The sequence below is a fragment of the Haloprofundus salilacus genome (assembly GCF_020150815.1).
Lineage (GTDB): Archaea > Halobacteriota > Halobacteria > Halobacteriales > Haloferacaceae > Haloprofundus > Haloprofundus salilacus.
Genome location: NZ_CP083723.1, coordinates 2,120,876 through 2,141,025 on the forward strand (window position 1 = coordinate 2,120,876; position 20,150 = coordinate 2,141,025).

Consider the following 20,150-nt stretch of genomic DNA (forward strand, 5'->3'; position numbering starts at 1 on the left):
CTACGGCGGCTACTCGGTCGATTCGCCGTCCGGGTCGTCTGCGTCGTCCTCGTCGGCGGAGTCGAACTTCTCGGGAACCTCGAAGTTCGTCGGAACGACGGTCACGTGGTCAACGCCGAGTCGCGGTTGTTTCGCTGCCATCTCGCCCGAACGTAGCCGCCGCGACCACTAAAGATTACCCATGCGCATAATTTATCGGCCGGCGGGCGTCCGATGCGCCCGACGAATATTCGCACTGAGCGAGGCGTCGTTCGTTCGGTCGAAGCGTCGTTCGAGAGAGCCCGCCCGCCGGATCGCCCTCCAGTTGGAAGGGTCGTCCGCTCAGCCGAAGTGCTCGTTGTAGAGGTTCTGGGCGTGTTCGATGGCGTCCATGGCCGCCTGCTTGTCCTCCCAGCCGAGCGTCTCGACTTCTTTGCCCTTCTCGAGGTTCTTGTACGTCTTGAAGAACTCGTCAATCTCGTCGAGTCGCTGCTGGGGGATGTCCTCGAGGTCCTCGATGTGGTCGAAGCGCGGGTCCTCCGTCGGGACGGCGATGACCTTGTCGTCCTTTTCGCCGTCGTCGTCCATCTTCATCAGGGCGACGGGGCGCGCCTCGACGACGCAGCCGGGGAACGTCGCGTCCTCGACGAGAACCATTACGTCGAAGGGGTCCTCGTCGTCGTAGTACGACTGCGGGATGAAGCCGTAGTCGCTCGGGTAGTGAACGTTCGAGTGGAGGACGCGGTCGAGAACGACGCCGGGGATATCCTTGTCGTACTCGTACTTGTTGCGTTCGCCTTTCAGACACTCGACGACAGCGTAGATCGTTTCCGGCGCGTCAGGTCCCGTTTCGAGGTCTTCCCAGAGATTCGTCATGCGTGCGTAGTTCCCCTATCTGAGGGAAATGATTTTCGGGACGACCGCGGGACGCGGAGGCAGTTGGCGGGGGCTCGACGAATCGGCCACAACCTTCTTTCCTCTGTCCTCGAATGAGTGTCTTGAGGGAGGACCACTGTCAGAGGCGGTACTCGACGAGACGCGCCGGAAACGTCCGCTTATCGGAAGCAAACAAACGATTTCCGACAGATGCGGGCGCTGTCGAAGAGGTTCCGTAGCGCGCTCGTTCGGGTATCACTAACAGAAACAAACGGTGAGTTGAGAAGCGTTAAATAGTAAGATGACATTTTAGTACGTATGTCAGAGGCACAAACAATCAACGACTCCGGCACCGCACGGGACCTGACCGCGTTCCAACAGAACATCCTCGTCATTCTCGCCGAGGAACCCATGTACGGACTCGCCATCAAGCGCGAACTCGAGTCGTACTACGGGACCGAAGTCAACCACGGGCGTCTCTACCCCAACCTCGACGATCTGGTGGAGATGGACCTCGTCGAGAAGAGCGAACTTGACAAGCGGACGAACCAGTACGAACTGACCGACGCCGGGCACTCGGCAGTGCTGGACCGTCTCGACTGGATGCTCTCGAAGTTCGTCACGGGCACGGACCGGGCAGACGAAGTTCGCGACGTCATCGAGACGTACGAGTAACGTCCGGGAGTTCCTCCCCGGCCTGCTCGAACAGCAGTTCGAGCGACTCACGAACCACCATTTTTTGCGCCTCAGTCGGCCACGAGTTGCGCGGATAGTACTCCGTGAGAAACTCGCGTAGCTCCGGCGTCCCCGCCGTCTCGACGCGCCGCACATAGTGATTCCCCATGAAGTCGGCGAACGCCCGCGCGTTCGCGGCGTGGGCCGAGCCTGCGGACTCCTCTACGGCGGCGACCAGACGCGAGTTGTGTTCCTCAACGGCGGTCCACTCGTCTTCCTCGCCGGTCTCCGAGAGGGAGCGCTCCACCGCCCGCGACGTGTTGTCGATCCGGTCGAGGACGACGGTGCCGTCGTCGTCAAGCCACTCCGTGGGGTAGAGGACGAGCGTGTCGTCGGCATCGCGGTAGCGAGCGGCGTACCCGTGCTCGTCGAGGGCGGCGTCGCGGCGCTCGAGGTACGCCTCCGCCTCGTTGGGATCCACCGCGTCGCGCGCCAGTCTGGTGAGTCGCTCCGCCGTCGTCCGCACCCCCTCGGGAAGTTCAGCCATCGTCGAGTGCCTCGTTCGCAAGCTTGTCGGCGCGTTCGTTTATCTCCCGCGGCACGTGTTCGAGCGTCCAGCGGTCGAATCCCATCAACAGTTCGTTCGCCCGGACGCGCCGCTCGCGCAGTCCAGGGTCGTTCGTCTTCCACTCGCCGCGGACCTGCTTGACGATGAGCTGCGAGTCGCCGCGCACGTCGGCCTCGGCGAGTCCGTAATCTCGCGCCGCTTCCAGCGCCGTTATCAGCGCCTCGTACTCCGCGCGGTTGTTCGTCGTCTCGCCGATCCGCTCAGAGCCTTCGGCGACGATGCCGTCGCTCGTCACGATGGCCCATCCGATGGCCGCCGGACCGGGGTTGCCGCGACTCGCGCCGTCGAAGTAGACGTGGCCGCGTTCGCCTCCCTCGCGCAGCAACAGCGTGAGGTCGGTCGGACTCGCTCCCTGTACGACGACCTTCGAGTCGTAGGCGACGGCGACGGCGTCCCCGCGCGTCGCGCGCCACCGCTCGTGGTCGGTGTTCCCCGGAGAGACGTCGACACCGGCCGCCTCCAGCCGCTCTCGCGCCGCGTCGACGTCACACTCGATAGTCGGCATCGGCGGAGATGCGAGCGCGCGACTGAAAGTCGATTCGTCTTCGGTTTCGGCGTCCGTCGCGGCGGACGCGACGCAACCCGTCAGTCGTCCTCACCGTCCCAGATTTTAACAACCTCCAGCGTACTACCACATAAATAGGATGGCAGGACCAACTCGTGAGCGGCGGCGCGAGCGGCGACGTGCGCGAGGCGAACAGTCGGCCGACGAAGAGAGCAGCGACGCGGACGAGTTGGACGACGTCGACCCCGAGGACCTCGTGCGGACGGCGGACGGGGAACTCATCCACGAGGAGACGGGTCTCGTCGTCGAGGAGCAGAACATCGACCGGGGACCGGAGTGGCGAGCGTTCAACCACTCCGAGCGCCAGTCGAAGTCCCGCGTCGGCGCGCCCATCACCGAGACGATGCACGACAAGGGACTGACGACGACGATCGACTGGAAGGACAAGGACGCTTACGGGCGTTCGCTCTCGTCCGAAAAACGTAGTCAGATGCACCGATTGCGCAAGTGGCAGGAGCGCATCCGTACCAAGGACGCGGGCGAGCGCAACCTCCAGTTCGCACTCTCCGAAATCGACCGCATGTCGTCGGCACTCGGCGTCCCGCGCTCGGTTCGCGAAGTCGCGTCGGTCATCTACCGCCGCGCGCTCAACGAGGACCTCATCCGCGGCCGCTCCATCGAGGGCGTCGCCACGAGCGCGCTGTACGCCGCCTGCCGACAGGAGGGGATTCCGCGGAGCCTCGAAGAGGTCTCGGAGGTCTCCCGCGTCGACCGAAAGGAGATCGGACGAACGTACCGCTACGTCTCACAGGAGTTGAGCCTCGAACTCGAACCGGTCGATCCCAAGCAGTACGTCCCTCGATTCGCCTCCGCGCTCGACCTCTCCGAGGAGGTGCAGGGGAAGGCCAACGAGATAATCGACGAGACGGCCGAACAGGGGCTTCTCTCCGGGAAGTCACCAACTGGATTCGCCGCCGCCGCCATCTACGCGGCGTCGCTGCTGTGCAACGAGAAGAAGACCCAGCGCGAAGTCGCCGACGTCGCGCAGGTGACCGAGGTCACCATCCGAAACCGCTACCAAGAGCAGATTGAAGCGATGGGAATTCCGAGCTAGTGAGGCGTTAAACGCGTAGGCGGAAGCGACATCACCGCGCGCGCTGACCCGCGCTCAAGGGCCGAAGGCTGTTGCGCGATTCGACGGTCGTCGGCGGAGCGGTGTTCCTCGTCGCCGCCCTCGTGTCGCCGTTCCGAATCGCCCGTTCGCGACCGCCCGCAGTGGGGACATGCCGAAGCTTCTTACCCGCTGCGCGGCTATCGCAGTCGATGCGGCTCGACGACTACATCGAGTTCGAGGAGAACGAACGCGCCGAACGACGGCGCCTGGCGATGGAGAAGTCCTACGCCATCGTCGACCACCTCGAATCCTTCCAACACCGGTTCGACGAGCGGGTGCAGGGCGACTCGCTGTTCGGGAGCGTCTCACCGTCTATCTTCGTCGGTCGCGCGAACTACCCGAACGTCTCGACTGGCATCCTCTCGCCGGTCGGGTTCGAGGACGACGCCGCAACGTTCGAGACTAGCGGCGCGTGGTACGACGAGGGCGTCGGCATCGAGGACGTGTTCCAGCGCCGGACGAGCCTGCTCAACTCGAATCAGTCCGCCGGGGTGAAGGTTGGCGCGGACGCCAACGTCAACGACGCGTGGGACGGCTTTCTCGGCGTCCAGCGGGAGGTCGCCATCGCCGACCGCCCGGTGTCGGTCGAGATCGGTCTCGACGGCCGTCCCGACCTCGACTTCGACGTGGGCCGAAACGACGTGGCGACGCCGACGGGACCGCGAGCCAGAGCGCAGTCGGCAAATTTAGCCGAGAATCCGCACGTTCCGCGCCCGGTGAAGAAGACGCTCGAAGACGACGACTGGCAGGCGCAGGGTGCGATGACCTACCTCTACCGCCGAGGTCTCGACGTGTACGACATCAACACCGTGCTCTCGGCGGGCGCGCTCGGCGAGTCCGCGAGCCGTCGCCTCGTCCCGACGCGGTGGTCTATCACCGCCGTCGACGACACTGTGAGCCAGTATCTTCGGGGGACGATTCGCGACGCGCCCAGCGTCGATACGGTGCAGGTGTGGCGCAACGAGTACCTCGGTAACGCGTTCTGGGTGATTCTCGCACCCGGGCAGTGGGAGTACGAACTAGTCGAGATGAAAGCGCCTGGCAGCATCTGGAACCCCGACCCCAAGTCGGGCATGTGGGTGTCGAGCGACCGTGAGGGGTTCGAGGGCCGGACGCGGTACGTCGACGAAACGGCGGGCGCGTACTACGCCGCTCGACTCGGCGTCCTCGAACATCTCTCGAACATCGGGCGACAGGCGAAAGTGCTCGTCCTCCGGCACGTTTCCGACGACTACTGGGGACCCGTCGGTGTCTGGCAAGTGCGCGAGTCGGTGCGCCACGCCTTCGAGGGCGAGCACGGCGAGAGCGAGACGTTCGCCGACGCGGTTCGGGAAGTCACGAACCTGCTTCCGGTGTCGATGGCCGACCTCCGGCGGAAGTCGGCAATGGTCGCCGGGTTGCAGACGAACCTCGCGGATTTCGGCGCGGGTAGCCTGAACGACGACTAATTACTTGTATGACCACTGAGTGGTTGAGGGCGATGTTTCCGCTACAGATGTTCCCCGGTGGACCGGAACTGTTGATTCTCGCGTTCTTCGGCGTCTTCTACTTACTGATGGCGCTCGTCCCGCTCATCGCGCTGTACCTGCTGTACAAAATCCGCAAAGACACCGCGTCGATGGCCGAGTCGCTGGAGCGAATCGCCGTGGAAAATCGGCCGTAGTCCGACTACGCGGTGTCGAGGTTTGCGTACGCCTCGTCGACCAACTCGCCCGTTTCGGCGACGATATCGGCCATCTCCTCGTCGTCGGGCACGATGCCCGTGAGGCGGGCGACGCGCATGATGCTCAAGTGGTACACCGTCTGGACGCCCGGTTCCTCCTCCCAGAGGACGACGTTGCAGGGGAACAGCGCGCCCATCTTGTTGTCGGAGGCGTCGAGCACCCTGTCGGCGATGGCCGGATTGCACGCGCCGAGCACATAGTACGGGTCGCGATCGGCGTCGACCTTCTCGTTGAGCAACTCTGAGGGCGAAAACTCCGCCGGGATACCGAATCCGGCGTCGAGAAACGTCTCTCGGATGTGTTCGATGGCTTCCTCGTGGTCCATGTGGAGCGTCGCGCGCTTCTCGCCGATGTCGCCGGCGTCGAGCGCCGACGGGTCGATTGGCAGAGCCATAGCTCACACTCCGGGCGTCGACGCAAAAAGCGAGGCGGTCGTCGCTCAGTTCGAGGTCTCGACCGGACCGTCGCCGACGACGGCGTGGATCTCGCGCACGAACGTTTGCCGCGTGTCGAAGTACGTCTCGTCGACGCGGTCCAACACGTCCGAGAGCGTCTGCGCGCCGTTCGGCGTCCGAACGACGGCGTCGCCTTCCTTCTGTCGGATGCTACTCGCCTGCTGCGGCCAGGTCAGTCGCGACGCGACGCGCGCCACCGGTGCGCCGTCGACCGGTTCGCCGTCACCGAGTTCGACGACTGGACCCTCGTCTTCCGCATCGTCGTCAGCCATACCCGGCGGTTTGCCACCGCCGACATTAATCTCTTCGACCCGTCCCGGGTCGTCGTCGAGGACGAAGACGACGAGGTGGATTGCCGAGTCGACCGGGGCAGAAACGACGAGAAGGCTAGCGGAGTCGACGCCGATTTCGGCCGTCTCGCTCCGCGTTCGGCCCGTCGAGCGCGCGTCGTCAGACGCACGTCTGACGTATCGTTTTGTGGGGTGGTTACGTAGCCGCGGCCATGACGAGTCTCTCGGAGGCGTACAGGGCGGGAACGAGACACGCGAGCGACCGTCGACTGTACGCCGGCGTCGGGCTGTTTCTGACCGGCGCACTGCTCGTCGTTCTCGGTATCGTTGCCGCGACGACGAATCTCCTCGTCGGTCCGGAGGCGCCGCTCTGGCAGGCGCGGGAGCTCGGGATAACGCTCGGTGGCCTCGGCGTCCCGGCGGTGTTCCTCGGCATCTTCGCCATCCTCCCCGCCGGGCGGCGAACCCGCCTCGCCGCCGTCCTCGGCGCGCTCATCACGCTCGCCGGAGTCGCGCTGTTCTGGGAGGCGTACCCGTGTCAGTGGTCCGGTGCGTCCTGCGGCGGCGGACAGATGGAACTCACTCTTCCCACGCTGGGCCTCTACTTCCTCGGCAGCGCCACCACCTTCTGGTGTCTGTTCGTCGGCGTCGCGAACTTCAAGACGCGAAACGACCCCGGCGGCACCGTCCGCATGGAGGTCACCCGCCAGGGCGAGACGAAGATCGTCGAGGTCGAACGCTCGGCCGTGAAGGGTCTCGGCGGCGTCGGACTGCTCGGCGCGACGCCTGACGGCGAGGTGGAGACGCAGACCAATCAACCGACGAACGTGAGTTCGGTCGACTCGGTCGGGGGTACCTCGGAGAACCCGTCGCGAGGCAGTTTCGGCAGCTCTCGCTCGAACCACTCCTCCGCCTCGGACGGTTCCCCCAGTTGGAGCAGCACCTCCAACTCGACCGTCAGCGACGGCGGCGCGGCGGACTCGGACATCTACTCGCCGCTGGACGACCCTGTCCCCGGCGACGCGGAGGTACTGTCGTCGGAGACGCCGAGTCAGCCCCGGCAACCGAAAGGCGACAGCTACTGCGGAAGCTGTGCGCACTTCGAGTACGTTCGGACCGAACACGGCATGCAGCCGTACTGCCACTACCACAGCGAACTGATGGACAACATGGCCGCCTGCGACGAGTGGAGCAGTCGGAGCGAGAACCGCCACTGAGCGGCCGTCGGAATCAGAGCGACGCGAGCGCCTCTTCGACTGCGTCCCAGTGACTCCCCTTCCAGAAGTGCTGCCCGCAGCGAGTGCACCGAAACACCGCCCGCTCGCTCGGGTTGGGGGCGTACTCGGGGACTTTTTCGTCGCCGCCGACCCGTTCGACAGGACCGTTGCACCGCCCGCAGCGAACGGGCTGATCGTTAAGGGAGAGCTCGAAGCCCGCTTCTTCGAGCTCCCGTAACTGGTCGGTGACATCGCGCGATTCGAGGAGGACGCCGTCGCTCGTGCGCTGTGCGAGTTGCACGTCGCGGGTGAGGAGCCGACGACCTCCCTCATCGGCGAGTACCAGCAGTCGGTCGTCGGCTTCTATTCCCCGGTCGAGCGCGTAAACGGCGTCGTAGCCGCACATCCGGAGGTACACCGCGAGTTTGCCGAGCATCACGTCGAGCAACAACGCCGCGTTCTCGGGGTCTGTGGAGTGCTTCGGCGTTTCAGCGTTCTCGTCTTTGCCCATCTCAGTCGACGAACTCGCGGACGCCCGCCGCGTCGCGCGCGTTGAGTACGTCCGCGGTCTCGGCCCATCCGCGACGGGCGGTGTGGACGCCGTAGCGCACGTTCTCGAACTCGCCGGGGCTGTGCGCGTCGGTGTTGATAGCGATGGTCGCGCCGGCGTCGACGGCGACTTTGACGACCTCGCCCCAGAGGTCAAGCCGCGCCGGGTTCGCGTTGATTTCGAGCGCGGTGTCGTGCTCGGCGGCGGCCGCCGCAAGTCGGTCGAAATCTGGGTCGAGGCCCGCGCGTTGGTTGATGAGACGACCCGTGGGATGACCGATGATATCGACCGACGGATGCTCGATAGCAGCGACGAGGCGGTCGGTTGCGTCTTCACGCCCCTGGTCGAGGGCGCTGTGCGGCGAGGCGACGACGACATCAAGTTCGGCGAGCAGGTCGTCGTCGACGGAGATGTCGCCGTCGGCGTTGACGTTCGCCTCGACGCCGTGGAACACCTCGATGTCGGCGCTCTCGCGGACTACTTCGATTTCGTCCATCTGTTCTCTGAGGTCGTCGTCGTCGAGCCCGACGCCGCCGACCATCCCCGGACCGGTCGCGTGGTCGGTGACGCAGTGGTAGTCGTAGCCTCGCTCGGCGGCAGCGGCGACCATCTCCTCGACGCTGTGCTTTCCGTCGGACCAGTCGGTGTGCGTGTGGAGGTCGCCGCGAATCTTGTCCTCCCCGACGAGGTCCGGAAGCGTGCCGTTCTGCGCCGCCTGAATCTCGCCGTTGTCTTCGCGGAGTTCGGGCGGGATGACGGGGAGGTCGAGCACCTCGTAGATCTCGGCCTCCGTGCGCCCGCCAATTCGGTCGCCGACGCGCTGGCCCGCGTCGGGGTCTTCGACCGCCGAAATATCGAAGATACCGTACTCGTTTATCTTCAGGTCGCGGTCAATGGCGACGTTCCGCAATTGGATGTTGTGGTCGCGACTCCCGGTGAAGTACTGCAGCGCGGAGCCGAACTCGTCGGGGACGACGATGCGGAGGTCGACTCGGATGCCGTTCGCGCGGAGACTCGCCTTGCTCTCGCCCGCCTCGATGACGCCGTCGGCGCTCGGCCAGCCGGTGAACGTCGAGACGACGGCCTCGCTGTCGGCGCTGCCGACGAGCACGTCCACGTCGCCGATGGTGTCGCGCCAGCGGCGAATCGATCCGGCGACCTCCGCGGATTCGACGTCGTCAACGTCGCGGAGGTAGGCGAGCAGTTCGTCGGCCACCGGGCGAGCGTCGCCGAGCAGTTCGCGCGCCTGCGACTGGCGGGCGAACGGGATGTTGTCGAGGATGTTCCGCTCGGTCTTCGCGCCGAATCCCTTCACGTCCTGTATCTCGCCCGCCTCCGCCGCGGCTTCCAACTCGTCGAGCGTCGTTATTCCCAGCGCCTCGTAGAGGTCACCGACCGTCTTGGGACCGACGCCCTCGACGCTTGTCAGCGCGAACATGTCGACCGGGAGTTCGGCGCGGAGTTCTTCGAGCTCCTCGATTTCGCCGGTTTCGACGTACTCGACGATTTTGCTGGAGATGGCGTCGCCGACGCCGTCTATCTCCTCGACGGCGTCCTGCCCCTCTCTGGCGAGGTCGGCGACCGACCGCGGGTGGCTTCTGATGTTCTCGGCGGCGCGGCGGTAGCTCTGCGGTTTGTAGTCGACGCCCTGGGCTTCGAGGAACTCCGCGAACTCCTCGAAGCGGTGGGCGAGTTCGGCGTTCGTCGTCACGCGGACCACCTCACGGAAACGAGAGCGGCAGTGTGTCGGACGCTCATCGGCCCATCCGCCCCGCGGAGTCGTCGCGGCCGAGCGCCTGTCGGAGGAACTTCATCCACCGCTTCTTGTCGGCGGCCTCCTGTAGCTCCGCCTCCTGATTCAGGTCGGTCGGTTGGAGCGATTCGAGGGCGTTCAGCGCCCGGTCGATGCCGACGATGCTCTCGACGAGTCGCTCGCCCTCCTCGTAGCTCACCTCGTTGTTCTCGATTCGCTGGAATCGCTGGAGTCGCTCGCGGCGGAGATTCTTCTTCGCCTGGTCGACGCGCTTTCTCTCGCCGGGCGGGATGGTATCGCGCCGCTTGATCTCAAAGACGAACTGGCGGAGGTCTATCTCCTCTCCCTGCACGTCGATGCGGTCGGGGATGTCCGCGCCGATCGTCGCGCCCTCGCGGTTGACCCGCTCCAACAACCGCTTTCGCTCGAACTGCTTCATACCGTTCCTTGCTTCGCTCGGCACTTCGCTCCTTCGCCCCGGAACGGGTGCAACGACGGCGATAGCGACGACGGTGATGGTGACGGCGACGATGGCGATGGTGATGACGACGACGGTGATGGTGACGGCGACGATGGCGATGGTGGTGACGACGACGGCGGTAATCCGTCGATACACCGACCGCGTCGATTTCGAGCGTTGCGACTAAGGGAAGACTCTTTACGCTCTTCGACAGTATCCGGGGGTATGGGTTTGTTCGACCGACTGCGCGGTAACGACAATCCGCGTGTCGCTTTCATCGGTATCGACGGCGTTCCTTTCAGTCTTCTCGACGAACACCGCGACGAGTTCCCAAACTTCGCGCGTCTGGCCGACGAGGGGACCGCCGGAGCGATAGACAGCATCGTCCCGCCGGAGTCGAGCGCCTGCTGGCCCGCGTTGACGACGGGCGTCAACCCCGGCGAAACGGGCGTCTACGGCTTCCAGGACCGCGAGGTCGGCTCCTACGACACCTACGTTCCGATGGGTCGCGACGTGCAGGCGACGCGCCTCTGGGACCGCGTCAGCGAGGCCGGGATGGACGCGACGGTGATGAACGTCCCCGTCACGTTCCCGCCGCAGCGGAACGTCCAGCGGATGGTCTCGGGGTTCCTCTCGCCAGGCGTCGACAAGGCGGCGCAACCGGACGAACTCCGCGACACGCTCAACTCGATGGGCTACCGCATCGACGTGGACGCGAAACTCGGCCACCAGGAGGACAAGACCGAGTTCGTCGAGGACGCCCACGACACCATCGAAAAGCGGTTCGAGGCGTTCTCACACTACATCCAGAAGGACGACTGGGACCTCTTCTTCGGCGTGTTCATGACGACCGACCGCCTCAACCACTTCCTGTTCAAGGACTACGAGCGCGACGGCCCGAACAAGCAGGCGTTCTTCGACTTCTACAGGAAAGTCGACGACTACATCGGGCAGATTCGCGAGATGCTCCCCGACGACGTGACGCTCATCGTCGCCTCCGACCACGGCTTCACCTCGCTGGACTACGAGGTCCACTTCAACACGTGGCTCGAACAGGAGGGGTGGCTCAGCTACGAGAGCGACGACCACTCCGAACTCGGCGACATCGCCGACGAGACAACGGCGTACTCGCTCATCCCGGGCCGGTTCTACCTCAACCTCGAAGGCCGCGAACCGCGTGGCAGCGTCCCCGAAGACGAGTACGAAGACGTCCGCGCCGAACTGAAAGAGCAGTTGGAGAGCCTCGAAGGTCCCGACGGCCGGAAGGTGTGCGACCGCGTCGTCGAGTGCGAGGAGGCGTTCCGCGGCGACCACGAGGACATCGCGCCAGACCTCGTCGCCATCCCCGCGCACGGGTTCGACCTGAAAGCCGGGTTCAAAGGTCACGACGACGTGTTCGGTACCGGCCCGCGGAACGGGATGCACAGCTTCGACAACGCGACGCTGTTCATCGACGACGCCGAGGCGAACATCGGCGAAGCCGACCTCTTCGACATCGCGCCGACCATCCTCGATCTGATGGAGATAGAGTACTCCCGCGCAGAACTCGACGGCGCGAGCCTCGTTTAGGGGAACGATTCCGCCCGTCCCGCTGTTCGGCAGTCCGCCCGACGGGTCGGTGCTGACGGTTCTCGTTTTGTTTCTGCTGATAGCTGGGGCGATACCAGTCGCCGCGGCGGTGTGGGTGTACCGGGACGCGCGGACGCGCGTCGAGACGAATCCGGTTCCGTGGAGTCTTGCCGCGTTCCTCTCGGGTGGAATCGGCGCGAGACTGTAAACGCAGATGCGTGGAGCGAAGTCGTCACGTGCAGTGTGTGGAGCGGAGTCGACGGCCGAATCGGCTGAGTCGACCGACTCAGAAGACGACGGCGAACGAAACGCCTTGTAACGTCGCCTACAACAGCGAATCGATCTGGTCGTTGTCCCACATCCCGACCGGGTCGGGTTTCTCCTCTCCGGTCTCCTGTTGGGCCTGCTTCGCGCGCTCCATGAACTGCTGGAGTCGGTCGGAGCGCTCGACGCCGCCGAGCAGGACGAGCGCCGCGAGGCGGCCGCTCTCCAGCGGGAAGTCGCCGCCGCGGACCTGCAGGCTGCCGGTTTCCTCCTCAACCCAGCGCCGCGCCCGCTCGACGCCTTTCCGCGAAATCGTCTCGGCCTTGCCGGCGACGACGACGAGCGCCGAGTCAGCCTCCGTCGCCTCCGGGAGACTCGTCCCGGTGAGAAGCGCCCGACGGACGGTGCTCATGACGGTGTTGATGTTCTCCTCCGCCTCCTCGCTGGCCTCGGAACTGGCGTAGCCGAGCGCCGCGACGCCACCCGAGCGGAGGGTGTTGATGATCTCGGAGGAGTCGACCACGCTTTCGCCGACGTCCTCGGTCGCCTCGCCGGAGGCCAGAAGGAGACCGATGCGTTGGGCGATTGCCTGGTTGATGGCGTCGAACCCCTCCTCCATGCTCTCGCCGGAGGAGCGCCATGCGTCGTTGTCGACGAGCAGCACCGAATCGGCTTCGCGAGCGACGGTTTTCAGCGAGCGACCCGCGTTCACCTGGTACATCGATCCTTCGTCGCGGCCGGGGAGGATGCCGAGACCGTAGACGGGGACGTCGTAGACGCGCTTCAGTTCCTTCACGAGGACGGGCATTCCGCCGCTGCCAGTGCCGCCGCCGAGACCCGCGACGACGAAGATGGCTTCTGCCTCGGCGGTGATTCGGCCGTCGAGTTCGCCCATCACCTCGCGGGCGTCCGACTGCATCACTTCCGCGCCGAGTTCGTTGTCGCCGCCGACGCCGTGGCCCTTGACGCGGTCCTGACCGACGAGGACCGTATCGAGCGGGAGGGGCTGGAGGTCTGCTTTCGCGCTGTTGACTGCAAGTGCGCCTCGGACCGCACCGAAGCCCATCCGTGAGTCGAACTCGGCCAACGCCGTGGCGAGTTTCCCGCCAGCCTGTCCGACACCTATCAGGACGGTTTTCATATCTCATTCTATCAGGGTCACGTCTTCAAACTTCCCCCAGAGGTTTATGAGAGAAAACGAGTCTGCGATATTACACGATGGGCGACGAAACCGCACGCCGACGGGGTGCCGACGAACACGACGAACACGGCGAGAACGACGAGCGACTCGACCTCTCGTTGGTCGAACGCGGTGGCCGACCGGGCGCGTCTCGCGGCGCGAGCAGCGTATTTCGAGCGCGTCCTCGCACGTCCCGATTCGCGGGCTGTTTGGACGGCGGAGCGGTACGACCGACTGGGGGAGACGCTGGCCGACCGCGGAGCGACGGCGTCGTCGCCGTCGGAACTCGGTCGACTCGTCGAAACTGCCGAGGGAGCGGTCGTTCCCGAACCGCGGACGTTCGGCGACGACGCACCCGCCAGCGACGTTGCCCTTCACCCAGACGGCTCGCCCGCGTACCTCACGCTCGGGAGCGTCGAGCGGACCCACGCGCCGATGATTCTGCCGAACGCGAGCTATCGACCGCTGGCTGCGCGGAACACGAACCTCGTGACGGTTCCGTACGGCGACGTCGTCGACCACGCGCTGAAGGGATCGAAGCGGGTGAGCCTCCGGACCGGCGGGCAGGTCCTCGTCGTGGCGAACCGAACCGCCGCCGCGACCGGCAACGAGACCCTCGACGAGAGACGGCAGCGACTTGGCAGCGAGGTCGCCGACGGTGTCGACGTGACGAAGGACGTAGCTCGGACGACGCTCGAACGGGAGACGGCGCTCTCGGCGACGGAACACCGCGCAGCCGTCGAGCGCGGATTCGACCGCTGGGACGGCCACGGGCAGCGCGCGCTCGCCGCCGTCAACGGCTCTGCGGCGACGGCGATTGCCGAGGAAGTCGGAAAGCGCCGCGACTGGACGTCTGGACCGTCGAGATTCGCGGGGTATACGCGCAGTTCGTTGTCACCGCGCGGCGCGGCCCGGCTGGATCGGCCGACCTCCGGTACGTCCGTGACGGCGACGCGGTGACGCTCGACGACGACGCCGAGCGGTTGGGTCGGAGCGATCGCATCTCGTTCGAGGCGCAGACGACCGTCGTCGTGGCCGTCCCCCCGACGCCGCCGGCGTCGACGACGTGAACGGAAATGCCGACGAACGGTCCGGCAGGTGGCCGGAGCCGGGATGCGAACCGGAGCGACGCTGTTGAACCTGTCGCCGCTCGCCACCCCTGCGTTCGGAGTGGCAACCGTTTTGCCCGCCGCCGGGCGACTTCCTGTATGCTCTACGACGCTGCGGAGAACCCCGGGTCGCTGACGCCAGACGAGTTGCGCGCCGCCTACGACTCGCAGCTGGCCGCCGTCGTCGACGCCGCCGGCGTCGAAACGGTCGCCGCCGAGTCGGGCGTCGACCGCGATCGTATTTCGGCGCTCGCCGGCGGCGAGTCGCCGGACCTCACGCTCGAAGAGGCCGCCGGCATCCTCGCCGTCGGCGACGGCTACCCCGACCGGGAGGCCATCGTCCTCGAACTGCGCGACCACCTGCTGATGGGGATGACGACGGGCGTCCTCGACGTGGACACCATCGCCGCGAACATCGACGCTGACCTCACTGGCCAGGAGGTCCAGCAGGCGCTCGAAGGCCGCATCCGGTTCCCGCTCGACGACCTCGCGGCGGTCCACAGCTTCATCGCCGGGCGGAACGATCGCTGATGGCGTCGGTCGCACCGGACGCCGGCGGTGAGGGTGAGCGAGTGGTCATCCTCGGCTGCGGCTACGTCGGTCTCGAACTCGGCCGTCAGCTGACGGCTGCGGGTCACGACGCGGTCGGCGTCCGGCGCTCCGACGACGGGCTGGACGCCATCGAGTCGGCGGGGTTCGAGGCCGTGCGCGCGGACGTGACCGACGCGGCGTCGCTCGCTTCGGTGCCGGACGCCGACTGGCTCGTCTTCGCCGCGAGTTCCGGCGGACGCGCCGCGGACGCCGCTCGCGAGGTGTTCGTGGAGGGACAGCAGACGGCGCTCGCCGCGTTCTTCGAGCGTGACGACCCGCCGGAGCGGTACGTCTACACGTCGAGTACCGGCGTCTACGGCGACCACGACGGCGACTGGGTGGACGAAGAGACGGAGATACGCCCGACGACGGAGAAAACGCGCGTGTTGGCCGAAGCCGAGCGCGTCGCCCGCGAGACGCCGTGCGAGCACGGTTTCGACGGCACCGTCACACGGTTCGCGGGGCTGTACGGCCCGAACCGCTACCGGTTGGAGCGGTATCTCGAAGGCCCGGTCACCGAGGGCTACCTCAACATGGTCCACCGCGACGACGCCGCCGGGACCATCGCGTACCTGCTGGAGACCGACCGGGGGCGCGACGAGGTGGTGTTGGTCGTCGACGACGAACCGGCCGAGAAGTGGACGTTCGCCGATTGGCTCGCCGACGAGTGCGGTGTCGAGCGACCGCCGAAACGAACGAAGCAGGAGCGACTCGAGGCGGGCGACCTCTCGGAGGCGGCGCGGCGACGGATTCTGACGAGCAAGCGCTGCTCGAACGCCCGACTGCGCGAACTCGGTTACGAGTTTCGGTATTCCGACTACCGCGAAGGGTACGCGGCCGCGGTCGAACGGTACCGGAGCGAAGAGCGGTAAGGCCGCTGAAATCTCGTTTGTGTCCGTCGAAATCCGCACGAATATATTTGGGGAACCTTCTTACTGGTCGCGTTTGACAGACGGAGTATGCCGAGTAGGGTCGCCGCGACGGAGGCGCTCTCCGACGCGGAGGTGTTCGTCCGCGATAACCCCGAGATAGCGACGGTGCTGGCCGTCGGTCTCGTCGCGCTGTTCGGCGTCAGCTACGCGCTCCGCTGGTTTCGCCGTCCGATGGGGGTGCAGTTCAAGCGAGCGCTGTCGGATTTAGACGAAATCGCGGTGTTGATGCATCCGAACCCGGACCCCGACGCGATGGCGGCGGCCATCGGCGTCGCCTGCCTCGCCGACCAGGTCGACACGGTGGCGCGCATCCAGTTCACCGGGCAGATACGCCATCAGGAGAACCGCGCCTTTCGGACCGTCCTCGATCTGGATCTCGAACAGATAGACCACGTCTCCGAAATCGCCGCCGAGAACGTCGTCCTCGTCGACCACAACACGCCCCGCGGGTTCGCGGGCGCCGAGAGCGTGCTCCCCTTCGCCGTCGTCGACCACCACCCCGGTGACGGCGCGGGCGAGGAGTTCACCGACGTGCGGACGAACTACGGCGCGAGCGCCAGCATCGTCGCCGAGTACTTCCGCGACATCGGCGCGAAACCCGTCCCGCCGGACCAGCACGCCAGCGAGATAAACGCCCGTTACACGATGCCGTCAACGGTAGCGACCGGGCTGCTCTACGGTATCCTCTCCGACACGAAGCGGCTCACCGCCGGGTGCGTCGCCGCCGACTTCACTGCCAGCGGTTACCTCTACCCCGGCGTCGACGAGGACCTCCTCGACCGCATCGCCAACCCGCAGGTCGGCGCGGAGGTGTTGGAAGTGAAAGCCCGCGCCATCGCGGGCCGGAAGATAAAAGGCTCGTTCGCCGTCAGCGACGTGGGTCCGGTCTCGAACGTCGACGCCATCCCGCAGGCGGCGGACGAACTAATGCACCTCGAAGGCGTGACGGCCGTCGTCGTCTGCGGCGAGCGCGACGGCACGGTGTATCTCTCGGGTCGCTCCCGCGACGACCGGGTCCACATGGGCCGAGCGCTGGAGGCGGCAGTCTCGGACATCCCGAGCGCCTCGGCGGGCGGCCACGCCCGGATGGGCGGCGGTCAGATTCCGCAGGTCGACCCCACCGGCGGCGACGTGCCGAGCCCGGTGCCCCGAAACGGACTGGTCGACCGATTGTTCCAGACGCTCACCGGCGACGTGTAACGCTTTTTCACCGGCCGCTCGTATCGCACCTATGGCTACCGCGAGCGGCACGTGGGGATATCGGGACCGCTTCGGCGACAGTTTCGGTCGGACCTACTTCCGCCGGTTCGGTCCCGGCGTGGTGTCGAGCATCGGCGTCGGCACGTACCTCGGCGACCCGACCGACGCCGTCGACGACCGCTACCGCGAGGCGCTCGTCGAAGCGTTCGAAAGCGGCATCAACCTCGTCGACACGGCGATTAACTACCGCTGTCAGCGGAGCGAGCGCGTCGTCGGCCGCGCGCTCGGCGAGGCCGCGGTGGAGAGAGACGAAGTTGTCGTCGCCACGAAAGGCGGCTTTCTCCCGTTCGACGGCGAGCGTCCGAGCGACCCGAGCGCGTACGTCCGCGAGCAGTTCGTCGAGCCAGGTCTCGTCGACGTCGACGACCTCGCCCGCGGCAGTCACTGCATCAGTCCCGATTTCCTCGACACGATGCTGGACCGGTCGCTCGAAAATCTCGGCGTCGACAGCGTCGACTGCTACTACGTCCACAACCCCGAGACGCAGCTGACCGTCCGCGACGCCGACGCCGTCTACGACCAATTAGAAGCCGCATTCGAGGGACTCGAAGAACGGCGAAAAGCGGGCGATATCGGCGGTTACGGCGTCGCGACGTGGGAGGCGTTCCGCGTGCCGCCGGAGCATCCGAACCACCTGTCGCTGCCCGAGGTCGCGGCGCGCGCCGACTGCGCCGCCGACGCCGCCGGCAACGAGGAGTCGGGACTGCTCGCGGTGCAACTGCCGTTCAACGTCGAGATGGCCGACGCGTTCACCGCGGCGGTCCACAAACGCGAAGGCGAGCGGGTGAGCGCGCTGGAGTTCGCCCACGACGTCGGACTCTCTGTGTTCGCCAGCGCCAGTCTCAAGCAGGGCAACCTCGTCACCGGGATTCCCGAGGCGGTCGCCGCGGAGGTAGAAGGAGACTCGACGACGCAGCGCGCGCTCAACTTCGCGCGGAGCGCGCCCGCGGTGACGGCGGCGCTCGTCGGGACACGGAGTCGAAAGCACGTCGCCGAGAACGTCGCCGCCGGAACGTTCGACCCACTGGGCGCGAAGGCGTTCGACGCCGTCTTCGAGTAGTTACAGCTCTTTCCACTCGCGGCCGCAGTCGGGGCACGTGCGGACCGAAAACACCTCGTCGGGGTCGTTACGCTTCTTCAACGTCTCCTCGCACTCCTCGCACGCGAGACGCCCGTACGTGTCTTTGCCGAGTTCTCCCTCGCGCAGACCCTTCCGGGTGGATTTCATGGTCCGCCATTGTATCTCACCCCACAAAAATAGTGCGGCGAAAGTAGTTGCAAATAGCGAACGTTCGGGAGCGACCGGCTTGTTTTTCACCTATCAGTTCTCAGAAGGAAGCGATGGAGTACGTCCAGGAGCGAATCGCGACGCTCCACGACCTGACCGACCCCGCGCCTTCGGCCCCAACCGACCGCGCGGCCGTCGTGTTGCCGATGACCGAGCGCGAGTACGCCGGTCTCGCCGCCGAACGCGTCCTCACGGAATTGGAACGCGTCGACCCCGCCCGCGTCGTCGTCGCGCTTCGCGCGTCGGCCGACCGGGTCGGCCCGTTCGCCGAGTGGCTGTCCGAGTACGATCTGTCGCTGTCGGTGTTGTGGTGCGACGGCCCGAGGCTCTCGTCGCTTTTAGCCGACGAAGGACTGAACGGCAGGCGCGGGAAAGGTCGCGACGTCTGGCTGGCGCTCGGCCAGGCGCTCGAAGAGGAGTTCGTCGTCGTCCACGACGCCGACACAAAGACGTACTCGCGGACGTACGTCTCGCGGTTGCTGTTCCCGCTCGCGCACGGCTACGAGTTCTCGAAAGGCTACTACGCCCGCGTCGAGAACGGCCGTCTCTACGGGCGGCTGTTTCGGCTGTTCTACGCGCCGCTGGTCGCCGCGCTCGCCGAGGAACACCGAGACGCGCCGATTCTCGACTACCTCTCGGCATTCCGCTACGCGCTCGCCGGGGAGTTCGCGGCGACGACCGACGTGGCGCGCCGTCTGCGCGTCCAGCGAACGTGGGGGCTCGAAGTCGGAACGCTCGGCGACGCGTTCTCGCTCGCCGGGTTCGACAACAGCGCCCAGGTCGACCTGGGGTCGTACGAACACGACCACCGAGCGGTCGGCGGTCCGACCGGTCTCTCCGAGATGAGTCAGTCGGTCGGCGCGGCGCTGTTGCTGGCAGTCGAGGACCACGGCGTCGAACCGGTGTACGGGACGCTCCCGGAGCGGTACCGGGAGACCGCTCGCCGATTCGTCCGACAGTACGCGGCCGACGCGGCGTTCAACGGTCTCGGCTACGACCGGAGTGCCGAGAGCGAACAGGTCGAATGCTACGCGGACGCCATCGTCGCACCCTGCGACGACGACCGACTGCCCGCGTGGGCGGACGCTCCGGTTTCGCCCGGGACGGTCGCCGACCTCGCCGAGGCCGACCTGCGGGAGGTGACGGGATGAGTCGAACGTACGACGAGCTCGCGGGTGTCGTCGACCTGTTCGGCGCGCTGACGCACGCGGAACTGGCGGCCGCGCTCGACGAACTCGCGTACAAACAGGGCTCGGAAACGGACGTAGAGGCGCTCTCGGAGGCTGTCGACGCTGCCATCGAGGAGTACTACCTCGTCGAGTACGTCGCGACCGCCGACGACCGGAGCGTCGAGACGAGCGACCCGGGACGGCGCGCCGGCGAGGAGGAGACGTTCGTCACGGTCGGTCCCGCGGCGTTCCCCTCGATACCGACGAACGCCGAGGACCTCCCGCACATTCTCGACGTTCCGCGGCGCGAAGTCGACCGGACCGCGCTCGGCGAACAGGTCCGCGAACGCCTCGCCGCCGAAGTCGAGGCGGCAGCCGAGGACGACGACGAGGAGCGCCTCGAACGCCTCTACGACGTGACGTACGACCTCGACGCGTGGGCGTCGGTCGAGACCGACGCGATACGTGAGCAACTCGTCACGCTTCTTCAAGACTAAGGCCG

At 66.3% G+C, this 20,150-nt stretch carries 25 protein-coding genes; 14 read left to right on the forward strand and 11 right to left on the reverse strand.

Annotation, left to right across the window (positions count from 1 at the left end; translation table 11 throughout):
- Window positions 1-9: 9 nt before the first annotated feature.
- Entirely contained in the window at window positions 10-141 is a 132-nt protein-coding gene (locus LAQ58_RS18940; protein WP_255594779.1) for a hypothetical protein, read from the reverse strand.
- Window positions 142-321: 180 nt separating this feature from the next.
- Window positions 322-855, reverse strand: a complete 534-nt coding sequence (locus LAQ58_RS10915; RefSeq protein WP_224447494.1) for an inorganic diphosphatase — start codon at window positions 853-855, stop codon at window positions 322-324.
- Between the two features lie 318 nt (window positions 856-1,173).
- Between LAQ58_RS10915 and LAQ58_RS10920 the strand changes: the two genes are divergently transcribed.
- Window positions 1,174-1,530: a PadR family transcriptional regulator gene (locus tag LAQ58_RS10920; RefSeq protein ID WP_224447495.1), complete on the forward strand. Its 357-nt coding sequence runs from the start codon at window positions 1,174-1,176 to the stop codon at window positions 1,528-1,530.
- Here the strand turns inward: LAQ58_RS10920 and LAQ58_RS10925 are convergent.
- A complete protein-coding gene (locus LAQ58_RS10925; RefSeq protein WP_224447496.1) occupies window positions 1,511-2,077 on the reverse strand; it encodes a DUF7108 family protein in 567 nt (188 codons plus the stop codon). The two genes, LAQ58_RS10920 and LAQ58_RS10925, sit on opposite strands and share 20 nt — an antisense overlap.
- Window positions 2,070-2,663 (reverse strand): ribonuclease HI, encoded by a 594-nt coding sequence (gene rnhA, locus LAQ58_RS10930; protein WP_224447497.1) that lies wholly within the window; start codon window positions 2,661-2,663, stop codon window positions 2,070-2,072. Before rnhA ends, LAQ58_RS10925 begins: the two co-directional genes overlap by 8 nt.
- 139 nt (window positions 2,664-2,802) lie before the next feature.
- Here rnhA and LAQ58_RS10935 point away from each other — a divergent pair, with 139 nt between their 5' ends.
- The 3 genes from LAQ58_RS10935 to LAQ58_RS10945 all read left to right on the forward strand — a co-directional run bounded on the left by LAQ58_RS10935 (window position 2,803) and on the right by LAQ58_RS10945 (window position 5,500).
- Window positions 2,803-3,777 carry a transcription initiation factor IIB gene (locus LAQ58_RS10935; protein ID WP_224447498.1) on the forward strand — a complete coding sequence of 325 codons (975 nt, stop codon included), beginning with the start codon at window positions 2,803-2,805 and terminating at the stop codon, window positions 3,775-3,777.
- Window positions 3,778-3,986: 209 nt separating this feature from the next.
- Window positions 3,987-5,285 (forward strand): DNA repair protein NreA, encoded by a 1,299-nt coding sequence (gene nreA, locus LAQ58_RS10940; protein ID WP_224447499.1) that lies wholly within the window; start codon window positions 3,987-3,989, stop codon window positions 5,283-5,285.
- A gap of 8 nt (window positions 5,286-5,293) precedes the next feature.
- Entirely contained in the window at window positions 5,294-5,500 is a 207-nt protein-coding gene (locus tag LAQ58_RS10945; protein ID WP_317988536.1) for a hypothetical protein, read from the forward strand.
- 5 nt (window positions 5,501-5,505) lie between these two features.
- Here LAQ58_RS10945 and LAQ58_RS10950 read toward each other — a convergent pair whose 3' ends face one another.
- Both LAQ58_RS10950 and LAQ58_RS10955 read right to left on the reverse strand, forming a co-directional pair.
- Window positions 5,506-5,955, reverse strand: a complete 450-nt coding sequence (locus LAQ58_RS10950) for a DUF302 domain-containing protein (protein WP_224447500.1) — start codon at window positions 5,953-5,955, stop codon at window positions 5,506-5,508.
- 45 nt (window positions 5,956-6,000) lie between these two features.
- Window positions 6,001-6,288, reverse strand: a complete 288-nt coding sequence (locus LAQ58_RS10955; RefSeq protein ID WP_224447501.1) for a DUF5789 family protein — start codon at window positions 6,286-6,288, stop codon at window positions 6,001-6,003.
- Between the two features lie 230 nt (window positions 6,289-6,518).
- On the opposite strand from LAQ58_RS10955, the gene LAQ58_RS10960 reads away from it, so the two are divergent.
- The gene (locus LAQ58_RS10960; RefSeq protein ID WP_224447502.1) at window positions 6,519-7,523 is read left to right on the forward strand and encodes a cell division protein CdpA domain-containing protein; all 1,005 of its coding nucleotides are present in this window, start codon (window positions 6,519-6,521) and stop codon (window positions 7,521-7,523) included.
- Between the two features lie 13 nt (window positions 7,524-7,536).
- Here the strand turns inward: LAQ58_RS10960 and LAQ58_RS10965 are convergent, their stop codons facing one another.
- From LAQ58_RS10965 to LAQ58_RS10975, 3 genes are read right to left on the reverse strand one after another with little or no spacing between them, the layout of a single operon-like run.
- A complete protein-coding gene (locus LAQ58_RS10965; RefSeq protein WP_224447503.1) occupies window positions 7,537-8,034 on the reverse strand; it encodes a Mut7-C RNAse domain-containing protein in 498 nt (165 codons plus the stop codon).
- A 1-nt stretch (window position 8,035) separates the two neighbouring features.
- On the reverse strand, window positions 8,036-9,784 hold the full coding sequence (polX, locus tag LAQ58_RS10970; RefSeq protein WP_224447504.1) for a DNA polymerase/3'-5' exonuclease PolX: 1,749 nt from the start codon (window positions 9,782-9,784) through the stop codon (window positions 8,036-8,038).
- Between the two features lie 43 nt (window positions 9,785-9,827).
- Window positions 9,828-10,265, reverse strand: a complete 438-nt coding sequence (locus LAQ58_RS10975; protein WP_224450161.1) for a DUF5788 family protein — start codon at window positions 10,263-10,265, stop codon at window positions 9,828-9,830.
- A 246-nt stretch (window positions 10,266-10,511) separates the two neighbouring features.
- On the opposite strand from LAQ58_RS10975, the gene LAQ58_RS10980 reads away from it, so the two are divergent.
- Entirely contained in the window at window positions 10,512-11,855 is a 1,344-nt protein-coding gene (locus tag LAQ58_RS10980) for an alkaline phosphatase family protein (RefSeq protein ID WP_224447505.1), read from the forward strand.
- A 325-nt stretch (window positions 11,856-12,180) separates the two neighbouring features.
- Here the strand turns inward: LAQ58_RS10980 and LAQ58_RS10985 are convergent, their stop codons facing one another.
- Window positions 12,181-13,260 carry a tubulin/FtsZ family protein gene (locus tag LAQ58_RS10985; protein ID WP_224447506.1) on the reverse strand — a complete coding sequence of 360 codons (1,080 nt, stop codon included), beginning with the start codon at window positions 13,258-13,260 and terminating at the stop codon, window positions 12,181-12,183.
- Between the two features lie 171 nt (window positions 13,261-13,431).
- Here LAQ58_RS10985 and LAQ58_RS10990 point away from each other — a divergent pair, with 171 nt between their 5' ends.
- From LAQ58_RS10990 to LAQ58_RS11010, 6 genes are all read left to right on the forward strand, one after another.
- Complete coding sequence (locus LAQ58_RS10990; protein WP_224447507.1) at window positions 13,432-14,259, forward strand: DUF7286 family protein; 828 nt, start codon at window positions 13,432-13,434, stop codon at window positions 14,257-14,259.
- Window positions 14,166-14,369: a DUF7286 family protein gene (locus tag LAQ58_RS19095; protein ID WP_425490710.1), complete on the forward strand. Its 204-nt coding sequence runs from the start codon at window positions 14,166-14,168 to the stop codon at window positions 14,367-14,369. Before LAQ58_RS10990 ends, LAQ58_RS19095 begins: the two co-directional genes overlap by 94 nt.
- Before the next feature lie 138 nt (window positions 14,370-14,507).
- Window positions 14,508-14,939, forward strand: a complete 432-nt coding sequence (locus tag LAQ58_RS10995; RefSeq protein ID WP_224447508.1) for a DUF5791 family protein — start codon at window positions 14,508-14,510, stop codon at window positions 14,937-14,939.
- Window positions 14,939-15,871: an SDR family oxidoreductase gene (locus LAQ58_RS11000; protein ID WP_224447509.1), complete on the forward strand. Its 933-nt coding sequence runs from the start codon at window positions 14,939-14,941 to the stop codon at window positions 15,869-15,871. Before LAQ58_RS10995 ends, LAQ58_RS11000 begins: the two co-directional genes overlap by 1 nt.
- A gap of 87 nt (window positions 15,872-15,958) precedes the next feature.
- Entirely contained in the window at window positions 15,959-17,131 is a 1,173-nt protein-coding gene (locus LAQ58_RS11005) for a DHH family phosphoesterase (RefSeq protein WP_224447510.1), read from the forward strand.
- 31 nt (window positions 17,132-17,162) lie between these two features.
- Window positions 17,163-18,251, forward strand: coding sequence for an aldo/keto reductase (locus LAQ58_RS11010; RefSeq protein ID WP_224447511.1), 1,089 nt, complete (start codon window positions 17,163-17,165; stop codon window positions 18,249-18,251).
- On the opposite strand, the gene LAQ58_RS11015 is transcribed toward LAQ58_RS11010, so the two are convergent.
- On the reverse strand, window positions 18,252-18,419 hold the full coding sequence (locus tag LAQ58_RS11015; RefSeq protein ID WP_224447512.1) for an HVO_0758 family zinc finger protein: 168 nt from the start codon (window positions 18,417-18,419) through the stop codon (window positions 18,252-18,254). It abuts the gene before it with no gap.
- A gap of 113 nt (window positions 18,420-18,532) precedes the next feature.
- Between LAQ58_RS11015 and LAQ58_RS11020 the strand changes: the two genes are divergently transcribed.
- Both LAQ58_RS11020 and LAQ58_RS11025 read left to right on the forward strand, forming a co-directional pair.
- The gene (locus tag LAQ58_RS11020) at window positions 18,533-19,630 is read left to right on the forward strand and encodes a glycosyltransferase family protein (RefSeq protein ID WP_224447513.1); all 1,098 of its coding nucleotides are present in this window, start codon (window positions 18,533-18,535) and stop codon (window positions 19,628-19,630) included.
- Window positions 19,627-20,145 (forward strand): DUF7109 family protein, encoded by a 519-nt coding sequence (locus LAQ58_RS11025; RefSeq protein WP_224447514.1) that lies wholly within the window; start codon window positions 19,627-19,629, stop codon window positions 20,143-20,145. Before LAQ58_RS11020 ends, LAQ58_RS11025 begins: the two co-directional genes overlap by 4 nt.
- Window positions 20,146-20,150: the final 5 nt, after the last annotated feature.